Source organism: Bacillales bacterium (assembly GCA_035700025.1).
In the GTDB taxonomy this organism is placed as follows: Bacteria; Bacillota; Bacilli; order Bacillales; family DASSOY01; genus DASSOY01.
Genome location: DASSOY010000072.1, coordinates 57,760 through 68,732, shown reverse-complemented (window position 1 = coordinate 68,732; position 10,973 = coordinate 57,760). Strand labels below are relative to the sequence as shown.

10 protein-coding genes are annotated in these 10,973 nt (G+C 49.7%); all 10 read right to left on the bottom strand.

The genetic code is table 11. From position 1 onward, the window contains the following. Window positions 1-13: 13 nt before the first annotated feature. Window positions 14-250 (bottom strand): YlzJ-like family protein, encoded by a 237-nt coding sequence (locus VFK44_12140; protein ID HET7629113.1) that lies wholly within the window; start codon window positions 248-250, stop codon window positions 14-16. Then, complete coding sequence (locus tag VFK44_12135; protein ID HET7629112.1) at window positions 247-1,005, bottom strand: ATP-dependent Clp protease proteolytic subunit; 759 nt, start codon at window positions 1,003-1,005, stop codon at window positions 247-249. Before VFK44_12135 ends, VFK44_12140 begins: the two co-directional genes overlap by 4 nt. A 129-nt stretch (window positions 1,006-1,134) precedes the next feature. Further along, window positions 1,135-1,995: a 4-hydroxy-tetrahydrodipicolinate synthase gene (gene dapA, locus VFK44_12130; GenBank protein HET7629111.1), complete on the bottom strand. Its 861-nt coding sequence runs from the start codon at window positions 1,993-1,995 to the stop codon at window positions 1,135-1,137. 51 nt (window positions 1,996-2,046) lie between these two features. Then, complete coding sequence (gene dapG / locus VFK44_12125; protein HET7629110.1) at window positions 2,047-3,291, bottom strand: aspartate kinase; 1,245 nt, start codon at window positions 3,289-3,291, stop codon at window positions 2,047-2,049. A gap of 17 nt (window positions 3,292-3,308) precedes the next feature. Then, window positions 3,309-4,352, bottom strand: coding sequence for an aspartate-semialdehyde dehydrogenase (gene asd / locus VFK44_12120; protein HET7629109.1), 1,044 nt, complete (start codon window positions 4,350-4,352; stop codon window positions 3,309-3,311). A 140-nt stretch (window positions 4,353-4,492) separates the two neighbouring features. Beyond that, entirely contained in the window at window positions 4,493-5,086 is a 594-nt protein-coding gene (gene dpaB, locus VFK44_12115; protein ID HET7629108.1) for a dipicolinate synthase subunit B, read from the bottom strand. Beyond that, a complete protein-coding gene (gene dpaA, locus VFK44_12110; protein ID HET7629107.1) occupies window positions 5,076-5,966 on the bottom strand; it encodes a dipicolinic acid synthetase subunit A in 891 nt (296 codons plus the stop codon). Before dpaA ends, dpaB begins: the two co-directional genes overlap by 11 nt. Before the next feature lie 171 nt (window positions 5,967-6,137). Then, window positions 6,138-7,379, bottom strand: a complete 1,242-nt coding sequence (locus tag VFK44_12105; GenBank protein HET7629106.1) for a pitrilysin family protein — start codon at window positions 7,377-7,379, stop codon at window positions 6,138-6,140. Window positions 7,380-7,443: 64 nt separating this feature from the next. After that, on the bottom strand, window positions 7,444-8,400 hold the full coding sequence (locus VFK44_12100; protein HET7629105.1) for a polysaccharide deacetylase family protein: 957 nt from the start codon (window positions 8,398-8,400) through the stop codon (window positions 7,444-7,446). Window positions 8,401-8,772: 372 nt separating this feature from the next. Then, the gene (gene pnp / locus VFK44_12095) at window positions 8,773-10,899 is read right to left on the bottom strand and encodes a polyribonucleotide nucleotidyltransferase (protein HET7629104.1); all 2,127 of its coding nucleotides are present in this window, start codon (window positions 10,897-10,899) and stop codon (window positions 8,773-8,775) included. Between the last annotated feature and the right edge of the window lie 74 nt (window positions 10,900-10,973).

Here is a 10,973-nt window from a genome sequence, read left to right as displayed (position 1 = left end):
TATTATAGCACAATTAACCATCGCTTTGGGGACGCATTGGAATGATGTTGCCGGGTTGGAAACGCACATTTAAATAATCTTGCGGATCGGTGGAAAAAAGACGAACGATTTTATATCCGTCCGTTGATGAAGGTTCAACGAGCAAGCGGCGCCCGCCGAACTCAACATATCGTAGATTTTTCAAAGACTCGTCGACTTCGTCTTCTTCCGGCATAATCACATAATCGGGCAAGACGGTATGCAAAATCATTGGATCACCTGCTTTTCGTTTCCATTTTGCCGCCGCTGTTCAATCAATTGCTCCAGTTTCAACATCCCGGTGCCGATGCCGCCGACTTCGTCCATCATTCCGTAAGAAACCGCGTCCGTACCGACAACGTTCGTTCCGATATCCCGCGTTAAATTGCCTTTCGAAAACATGAGCTCTTCCAACTTTTCTTTGCTGATGCGGGAATGACCGGTTACGAACTTGACGACTCGTTCCTGCATTTTATCGATATATTCGAACGTTTGCGGCGCTCCGATCACGAGTCCGGTCAGACGAATCGGATGCACAGTCATCGTAGCGGTTTCGGCGATAAAGCTGTAGTCCGCGGAAACGGCGATCGGAATGCCGATCGAATGTCCTCCTCCGAGCACGATGCTGACTGTCGGCTTCGACAATGAAGCAATCATCTCCGAAATCGCCAGACCCGCCTCGACGTCACCGCCGACTGTATTGAGAATAATCAACAACCCTTCGATGTTTTTGTTTTGCTCAACGGCAACAATTTGCGGAATCAAATGTTCATATTTCGTGGTCTTGTTTTTCGGCGGAAGCTGAATGTGCCCCTCGATTTGTCCAATAATGGGCAAACAATGAATATTTGACTGTTCGACCGTCGGAACGGCAGTCTGTCCAAGATTTTTGATTTGCTCAACGATATTCGGATTCGCTGCATCGTTCGGAGAAACATTCGGCTGCGGAGGCTGCGTTTCATCGGTCGTTCCGTTTTTGTAATCCATGGTCCGCTCCTTTCGCATACAAGTGCTGTTTATACAATTAGGATGAACAAAAGCAAAAGGAAATATGAAAACGGCGCATCGTTTTTTCGAACAAAAAAACCGCCGGGAGTCTCCGTGCGGTTCCAAAAGTTAGAATTGTTCAGAAGGAATTGTCGTATGCAACACCCGTTGCAAGGCAAGCCGCTCTTCCTCGTTCAACGGCACGAGCGGTAAGCGTACACCTCCGACGTCCATCCCCATCATTTGCAGCGCGGTTTTTACCGGCGCAGGACTAGGAGCAGCGAATAAAGCCCTCATGAGCGGAAGCAGCCTCCGATGAGCAGCCGCGGCTTCTGTAACCTCTCCGCGGGTATACGCCAAAATCATTTGTCGCATTTCGCGGCCAATGATGTTGGCCGATGTCGATACAACACCCGTTCCGCCGACGGCCATGATTGGCAGCGTCAAGCCGTCGTCTCCGCTGTATAAAGCAAAATCATCATCGGTTTCCCTGATAATTTCGGTGATTTGGTCAAGGTTTCCGCTCGCCTCTTTCACCGCCGTTATGTTTTCAATACGCGCCAGACGAATGATGGTCTCCGCGTTCATGTTAACGACGGAACGGCCGGGGATGTTGTAAAGCATCACCGGGAGGTCGGTCGATTTTGCAATTGTTTCAAAATGACGGTACATGCCTTCTTGATTCGGTTTAATATAGTACGGGGTCACGGCCAAAATCCCGTTAATCCCCGTTTTTTCGGCTTTTTTCGTTAATTCGACGGTCGCGTGCGTATCGTATGTGCCGGTTCCCGCAATTACCGGCACGCGGCCAGCCGCCACTTTGACGACGTGGGCAAACAGCGCCAGCTTTTCCTCCGTAGAAAGCGTCGCCGATTCTCCCGTCGTACCGGCCACAAGCAAACTGTCCGAGCCGTGTTCGATTAAGTATTCGACTAAACGGGTCGTTCGTTTTAAATCCAAATTCCCTTTCCGGTCAAAGGGCGTCACCATCGCCGTGCAAACATAACCCCAATTCAAAGAGGTCACCCCTTTCAGCCTACATCATCTGTTTTGCGTTTTTTTCTCGTTGTTCACTTTATTTAATTCGAACGTGTCATGGAGCGCATTGACCGCCTGCGCCAAATCATCTTGTCTGACGAGTACCCAAATCGTCGTGTGAGAGTCCGCAGACTGCAATATACGGATGTTTTTCGCCGACAACGCGCCGACAATGCGAGCCGCCACGCCTGGAACCCCGTTAATGGCCGCCCCGACGGCGGAAACTTTTGCACAACCGTGAATCGCTTGAGGCTCGTAGCCGATTTGTTTCAACGCGTGAACCGCCCGATCGGCATTCTCCTCTTTGACGGTATAAACGACTCCGTCTGGATTGATATTGATCATATCAACGCTGATACCGAGATTCGCCATCGTTTCAAACACAACCGACTGGACGTCAAAACGCCCTTCTCTTTCCGGAACTTTCATTTGACAAACCCCGGTTGTATGCGCAATTCCCGTGATCAACCGATCTTGCACGTCGCTCCCCGGCCGTCCGTTTCCGATTGCGGTGACGAGTGTACCGGGATCGGAGGAATGCGTGGATCGGATGCGAATCGGAACTTTCGATTGCATTGCGATCTCTACGGCGCGCGGGTGAATGACCTTCGCCCCTTGATGGGCCAAATTGGAGATTTCCGTATACGTCACGACGGACAATGGCTGCGCCTCTTCGACGATGCGCGGGTCTGCCGTCATAATGCCTTCGACGTCGGTAAAGATGTCAATCCATTCGGCCTTGAGTGCCGCGCCGAGTGCGGCGGCCGATGTATCGCTTCCGCCGCGTCCGAGCGTTGTCACGTCACCGTTTTTCTTGCGGCCTTGAAAGCCGGTCACAACGACGACATCAGAATCGTTCAATTGATCACGCAGCCTTTCGCATTTCATGTCAATGATTTTCGCGTCGCGATGTTCGTCATTCGTTCGAAACCCGGCTTGCGCACCAGTCATCGCTGCCGCCTTCAATCCCATCTTGTTCAGCTCATTGGAGAAAACGACGGAAGAGATGACCTCCCCGCACGACACGAGCATATCCCACTCGCGATCCGTGATCTCCGTTTGTTCGCCCCCGACGAGTCCGAGCAATGTATCGGTGGCATATGGATCACCGGCACGTCCCATGGCGGATACGACGACGACGACTTTATGGCCGTCTCCGACCGCTTCTCTTACGTGAAAAGCCGCTCTTTCGCGATCCTCTTGCGTTTTTAAAGAAGTTCCGCCAAATTTTTGTACGATGATTTTCATGCCAACACCCTTTGATCTTATTTTAATAGATTTAAGCGCATCAAGCTTTCAGAAATTTGCACAGAATTCCATGCTGCGCCTTTCAACAAATTGTCGGACACAATCCAGAGATGAAATCCGCTCGATTCATCCGGATCTTTGCGGATTCTGCCGACAAACACGTCTTTTTTTCCTGCTGCGTCGAGCGGCATCGGGTAAACTTGTTCGGACGGATCGTCCTGCAGCGTGACCCCAGGAGCTTCCGCCAGCAATTCCCGCAGCTGTTCGACCGTAACATCGTCACGGTTCAATTCGATATACACCGATTCGGCATGCCCCGTTTCAATCGGCAGTCGCACGCAAGTCGCCGAAACCGGAAGCTCGCTTTCATGAAAGATTTTCTTTGTTTCGTTGATCATCTTCATTTCCTCGAATGTATACCCGTTATCTTGAAACTTATCAATCTGCGGAACGGCATTGAATGCGATCGGGTAATGCTTTCTGTCGCCTTTCACCGGCAAAATTTCCGGTGCGTACGAACGACCTTCCAACATGGCGCGGCTTTGTTCTTTCATCTCGTCGACGGCTTTGGTTCCCGCACCGGAAACCGCCTGATACGTGGAAACGAGTACCTTTTTCAATCCAAACGCTTTCCGAATCGGTTCGAGTCCGGTCACCATTTGAATGGTTGAACAGTTCGGATTGGCGATGATGCCGTTATGATCGTGCAAGTCCGCTTCATTCACTTCCGGAACAACGAGAGGCACGTCCGGATCCATACGAAAAGCACTCGTATTGTCAACAACGATCGCTCCGCGCTTGACCGCCTCGTGTGCTAACTGTTTCGAAACCGATCCGCCCGCACTAAACAAGGCTAAGTCGACACCTTCAAAAGCTTCCGGAGCGGCCTCGCGAATCGTCCATTCTTCGCCTTTGAAACGCACCGAGTTTCCCGCCGACCGTTTCGACGCAAGCGGAGAAAATCGGGACACGGGAAAGTCTTGCTCCTCCAGCATTTTCACCATTTGTTTTCCGACGGCACCGGTTACGCCGACGACCGCCACATGAAACGTTTCTCTCATCCAACTTCTCCTTCCGCGGTAAATTGTTTATAAAAAGGAGAAACCCACGTTTCTCCTCAATGCTTCCATTCTTTCAAGAACCGTTTTTATTTTATCATATTCCGTGTCCGAGAAGAAGTTGAACCTGTGCGAAGTTTAAATCAGTCGCGAAATTTTTCGATCAAGACCGGTTGAAATTGTTGCCCATTGATGGCCGCTTCGATCGTCTCGACCATCGCCTCCATCCTCGATACGAGCGAGGTCGGCTTACGTTCCGGGTTATCCTGTCCGAACGGAATGAAATAAATATGCTTGGCAGCCATCAATCTCATAATGTTGATCCCGTTTAACCCGAGCGCATCATTTGTCGAGATGCCGAGCACGACGGGACGGCGATTACGCATCGTCGCCTTCGCCGCCATCAGTACTGGGGAGTCAGTCATCGCTTGCGCAAACTTGCTGATCGAATTTCCCGTCATCGGTGCGATCACCATACAATCCAAAGGTTTTTTCGGTCCATACGGCTCGGCGTCGACCAGTGAATCGACGACTTTCTTTCCCGTAATGTCTTCAACCTTCTTGATCCAATCACGCCCGTCTCCAAACTTCGTTACCGTGTTTTTTACGGTGTACGTAACAAACACAGTGACGTCTGCCCGTTCGTCGACAAGCCGTTGAACTTGGGGAACGACTTGATCATAGGTGCAATGGGATCCCGTCATGCCGAGACCGATTTTTTTGCCTTCAAGACTCATTTTTCCGTTCCTCCTTCAACAATGAATGCAAAACTTTCGCGAGAATGCCTCCTGCCGTCTTCGGTGCGACGATTCCCGGCAACCCAGGTGCCAACAATGCCTTGATGCCCCTTTTGTCCGCATATCGAAAATCCGTTCCTCCAGGTTTCGACGCAAGATCAACGATCAATGCGTTCAGCGGCATTTGCGACAAAACGCTCGCCGTAAGGACTTGATCCGGAATCGTGTTGATACAGACGTCGATGTTTGTGATTTCTTCGGCGACCTTTTCCGTGTAAAACGGAGTCAACCCCATCTCCGAAATGCGCGCAAGATGTTCCGACCTGCGTGCGCCGACTTTCACCTTCGCTCCAAGCGCGTCCATCATCCGTGCAACGGTCATCCCCGTCCTTCCAAATCCAAGAACCGCAACATTCGACTGATGAATCGTCACATCCGTGTTTTGAATGACCATCATAATTGTCCCTTCCGCCGTCGGAATGGAGTTGTAAATGGCAACGTCGTTTCGCTCAAACAATTTTACGAGTTTGCGCCCGGCCGCGGCGGCAGCGTTTTCCAAGTAATCGTTGCTGATTCCGCTGTACACGACGCATCGTTCCGGCGTTCTTTTCAAATGATTGTCAGTCAACACGAGTTCTTCGTCGGAAAAGATCGTCTCCACTCTCCCTTGTTGGTTCGTGCCGCTCACCGGCAGCAATATCGCGTCAAACGACTCGAAATGGGCTTGATCCAATTTCGCTTTCGCCGAGCCGGTCATATCTTCATCGAGCTGCTCGAACCCGATTAATACAAGATTCGCATCCCTCTCGCTCAGTTGCCGAATAACCTCAAGTTGCCTCGCGTCGCCGCCGATGACGGCAATCGTAAGTCCCGTTAGCATCGATGCCCTCCTTTAGCTTGCAAAGTCCGTGATCGCGAGAGAACGGATTCCTAAGTACGCCAGAAATGCCGGCGTCTGCGATACAATATGTGACAACCGCCCAATTTGTGAAAAAGGCATAAAAAAAAGCAAGTCCCGTTTAAGAACTTGCTTCATTCAATCATCTATTCGTTAAACTTGCAAAACGCGCGGAAGCTTTCCGCCCGGACTGACGATGGAACAAGAGAAGTCTTCACTGAAAATCGCTTCGGCCATTGCGTTGACGCGTGTTTTCGTGACGGCGGCAATGTCTTCGGTCATTTCATCGAGCGTTCGGTGGCGTCCGAGGAACATTTCGTTTTTCGCGTTCAAATTCATGCGGCTGTTCGTGCTTTCCAAGCCGAGCATCAAGTTGCCTTTGATTTGTTCCTTGCTGTTTTCCAGTTCACTGTCAGTAACACCGCCTGACCGTAACTTTGCCAGCACTTCGTGGACAGTTGTGTACATTTCATCGACGCGGTCAACCCCTGTGCCGCCGTAAATGCTCAATACACCGTTGTCTCGGAAAGCGGAATGATAGGAAAAAATCGAATAAGCGAGCCCACGTTCCTCCCGCACTTCCTGAAATAACCGGCTCGACATGCTTCCCCCGAGAATGTTGTTCAAAACCGCCAGTGTAAAAATTTCTTCGTGATTCACAGGCAACCCGCGAAAGCCGACACAAAGATGCGCTTGTTCGGTGTCCTTCCTGCGCGCCAATTTGTCCGTGCGGAAAACCGGCGATTCCGTTGGCGCCGCTCCAGATTCCCCATGAAAGCCGCCGAAAAATTGTTCCGCATACGTGATGATCGATTCGTCGATATGACCCGCTATCGAAATCACGACGTTGTCCGGCGTATAACTTTTTTTCATGTAATCCCGAAGCGTTCGGCTGTCGAAAGAATCAAGCACCTTCTCGCTTCCCAAAATCGGGTAGCCGAGCGGATGGTCTCCGTAACAAGCCTGTCCGAGCAAATCGTGAACCATCTCGTCGGGTGTGTCTTCGTACATTTTGATCTCTTCATGAACGACGGACTTTTCTTTGATCATTTCGTCGGCGGAAAACGTCGAATGAAAAAACATGTCTGCCAAAAGGTCCAAGGCATGCTCGGCATGTTCGTCAAGTACTTTTGAATAAAAACAAGTATATTCCTTTGAAGTGAAAGCATTCACATGACCGCCGATCCGATCGAATGCTTCGGCGATCTCTCTTGCATTGCGCGAGGTCGTGCCTTTAAAGAACATATGCTCCAAAAAATGAGAAACCCCGTTGTTTTCTTTCGTCTCGTTACGGGATCCAGTACCAACCCAAACACCGATCGATACCGAGCGAACTGCAGGAATCTTTTCCAACACTATCGTCACGCCATTCGAACATCGATGTCTCGTAATCAAAAGATCCCCCCTCTATTCCCTAAGCTATGACCACTATAGCAGGAAATCAACGCATCATCAATCGTTAAAGTCGATCTTCATCCAGCAGTGCGGACACTGTGCCGATCTGATATCCGCGTTCCCGAATCCCATGAATCATCGCTGCAAGCCCTTCCGCCGATGCCTTGGTGGGATGCATTAACACGAGCGACCCGGAACCGATGTTTTGCAACACCCTCATGACCATCGCATCGGGATTCGGATTTTTCCAATCGACCGTGTCGACCGTCCACATAATCGTTTTCATTCCGAGCGAATCGACCACTTTTACCGTTTGTTTATTGTAACTCCCGCTCGGCGGAGCAAACAGTTTCGGCTTCATTTCCAGCGTGGAGCGAATCACTTCGTTCGTTTTCACGATCTGTCGGCGTGCCGCCTCGGCGGATAAAGCTTTCATATCCGGGTGGGAATAAGCATGATTGCCGATTTCATTTCCGGCTTCCGCAATCATTTTGGCAAGGTCCGGATTTTTCTTCACCCAAGAACCGTCGAGAAAAAACGTCGCGCGCACATGCTCCTGTTTTAAAACTTTCAACATTTTCGGGATGTATTCATTTCCCCACGCAACATTCACCATCAAGCTGACCATCGGCTTGTTCGGATTGCCTTTGTAAATCGGCGCCGGCTTCAAATCGTTCAAATGTACATCCGGCTCGACTTGGCGAAACACGAGACGATCGTTCGCGAATCGCTGTCCGTCTTTCATCATTTTTTTATAGGAAGCCGCGACATCGACCTTGATGCCATTATATCCCGGAACCGCTTTCCAAACAGGATCGATTTTCGCATCAATCGCCGGTTCGTTGTATTTCTCCGCAGCCTGAACGATTTTTTCGTACAACGGATTGTTTTGATCTACCGAAACGACAGGATCTTGTTTGAGATCATGAATGTAACGAGACGTCCACGGATTTTGCACCGTCCCGAAGGCAAACAAAAAAATTAGAACGAACGCCGTCCAGTGCACGATCAGTTTTTTCATCGGATTCCCTCCTCACAAAAAACTATGAATGGAGGGGACAACTTATACTTGACCAACAAAAAAATACTCGGGAGTCAAATTCAAATCCCGAGTTTTTTTATGAAATATGCCGTTTTACGCTCCTCATTTAACAAAAACTTTTGCTTATAAATTTTGTCATATTGATACCATTATTCGTATAGCGCATCCGTACAAAGAGTTCTTTTTCCATTATACGGTCAATGGTCCACCCCTTTTTTTCTATATCCCTTATATCAGTATCTAAAGCATTATTGAGCAACTTGTAATGATCAATAAAACACTTATTATTAGTATAATTTTAAAAAAACTCATTCTTCCCTCCGAAACAAAAAAAGCTGGGATGCCCAGCTTCTAGTTCTGTTCTTGCTTTTCCTTTTCGGCTTTTTCCTGGTCGAGAAGCACCGCTTTTCGCGATAGTTTCACCCGTCCTTGATTGTCGATGTTGATGACTTTGACGAGAATCTCGTCACCGATGGAGACGACGTCTTCGACTTTCCCAATGCGTTCTTTCGCCAACTCAGAAATATGCACGAGTCCGTCTTTGCCGCTGAACAATTCCACGAAAGCTCCGAATTTCTCGATCCGTTTCACCGTGCCGAGGTAGATTTCCCCGACTTTCGCTTCACGAACCAAGTCCTCAATGATTTTCTTCGCCTTTTCGTTCATTTCTTGATTGGTGGAAGAAATATAAATGCTCCCGTCTTGTTCGATATCGATTTTGACGTCCGTTTGTTCAATAATCTTATTGATCGTTTTTCCGCTCGGTCCGATAACGTCGCGAATTTTGTCCGGATCAATGTTCATGATCAAAATCTTCGGCGCATACTTCGAAAGTTCTTTGCGAGGCTCGGCAATCGCTGTTTTCATGTTCTCGAGAATTGCCATGCGGCCTTCCTTCGCCTGTTCAAGCGCCGTTTTCAAAACCTCACGGTCAATGCCGGATATTTTGATGTCCATTTGCAAAGCCGTAACGCCTTTTTCGGTTCCGGCCACTTTAAAGTCCATGTCGCCAAGATGGTCTTCCATCCCCTGTATGTCTGTCAATACCGTTACCCGGTCGTCTTCTTTCACGAGGCCCATTGCGATTCCCGCAACCGGCGCCTTCAACGGTACGCCCGCATCCATCATCGCCAACGTACTGCCGCAAATGCTCGCCTGAGAAGTCGATCCATTCGATTCGAGCACTTCAGAAACGAGCCGGATGGTATAAGGGAATTCTTTTTCAGACGGAATCACCGGTTCAAGCGCACGTTCGCCGAGCGCACCGTGCCCGATTTCCCTGCGGCCCGGCCCTCTCATTGGCCTCGCTTCCCCGACACTGAACGGCGGGAAATTGTAATGGTGCATAAACCGTTTCGATTCTTCCAAATCAAGCCCGTCCAAAATTTGCACGTCGCCGAGCGCACCAAGCGTGCAAACGCTGAGCGCCTGGGTTTGTCCGCGCGTGAATAGTCCGGAACCGTGTGTCCGCGGCAAAACGTGAACTTCGGAAGAAAGCTCGCGAATTTCATTCACCTTCCGACCGTCGGGACGTATTTTCTCGTTCAGAATTAATTCACGAACTTCTTGTTTCACAATCTTGTGAACGATTTCTTTCGCCTCTTCGGAACGGTCCTCATCCTCCGCTTCAGAAGCAAACTGCTCCGCGGCTTTCGTTTCGACCGCTTCGATCGCTGCTTCGCGCGCTTGTTTTTCCGTTACCTTAACGGCTTCTTTAATGTCTCCTTCGACAGCCGCACGAACTTTCGCTTCCAATTCTGCATCAAGCTCGTGCAACTCGACTTCCATTTTCTCATTGTGCACAGTCTCGACAATCGATTCCTGGAACTCGACGAGGCGTTTAATTTCTTCGTGACCGAACATCATCGCATCGAGCATCACTTCTTCGGGAACTTCATTCGCACCTGCTTCGACCATGTTAATCGCATCTTTCGTTCCGGCCACCGTCAAATGAATGTCACTCTTCTCCGCTTGTTCGGAAGTCGGATTAATGACGAATTTTCCGTCGATTCTGCCGACGATCACACCGGCAATCGGTCCGCCGAACGGAATGTCGGAAATGCAGAGCGACAACGAGGAACCGAGCATAGCCGCCATCTCCGAAGAACAATCTTGATCGACGCTCATCACCATGTTGACGACTTGCACTTCGTTGCGAAATCCGTCAGGAAACAAAGGGCGTATCGGACGGTCGATCAGTCTCGCCGACAAAATCGCTTTGTCGCTCGGTCTTCCTTCCCGTTTAATGAAGCCTCCGGGAATTTTCCCAACGGCATAGAGACGTTCTTCGTAATTGATCGTCAGCGGAAAGAACGGTAAATCTTTCGGCGTCTTCGATCCTGTAGCCGTCGATAACACTGCGGTGTCTCCATATCTGATCATGGCGGCACCATTGGCTTGTTTGGCAAGTTGTCCAATTTCGACGGACAATTTACGACCCGCTACGTCAATGGAAAAAACTTGTTTTCCGTGACCCATGTCCTTTGTGAACTCCTTTCTGTCAAAACCTTTCATTATAAACCAAAAAGCGGGAAGGTTTCCCGCTTTTGCAA

Excerpts from the sequence above, each read along its gene's own strand:
- VFK44_12140 (HET7629113.1), bottom strand. The coding sequence starts at position 250 with ATGATTTTGCATACCGTCTTGCCCGATTATGTGATTATGCCGGAAGAA.
- VFK44_12135 (HET7629112.1), bottom strand. The coding sequence starts at position 1,005 with ATGGATTACAAAAACGGAACGACCGATGAAACGCAGCCTCCGCAGCCG.
- dapA (HET7629111.1), bottom strand. The coding sequence starts at position 1,995 with ATGGTGACGCCCTTTGACCGGAAAGGGAATTTGGATTTAAAACGAACG.
- dapG (HET7629110.1), bottom strand. The coding sequence starts at position 3,291 with ATGAAAATCATCGTACAAAAATTTGGCGGAACTTCTTTAAAAACGCAA.
- asd (HET7629109.1), bottom strand. The coding sequence starts at position 4,352 with ATGAGAGAAACGTTTCATGTGGCGGTCGTCGGCGTAACCGGTGCCGTC.
- dpaB (HET7629108.1), bottom strand. The coding sequence starts at position 5,086 with ATGAGTCTTGAAGGCAAAAAAATCGGTCTCGGCATGACGGGATCCCAT.
- dpaA (HET7629107.1), bottom strand. The coding sequence starts at position 5,966 with ATGCTAACGGGACTTACGATTGCCGTCATCGGCGGCGACGCGAGGCAA.
- VFK44_12100 (HET7629105.1), bottom strand. The coding sequence starts at position 8,400 with ATGAAAAAACTGATCGTGCACTGGACGGCGTTCGTTCTAATTTTTTTG.
- pnp (HET7629104.1), bottom strand. The coding sequence starts at position 10,899 with ATGGGTCACGGAAAACAAGTTTTTTCCATTGACGTAGCGGGTCGTAAA.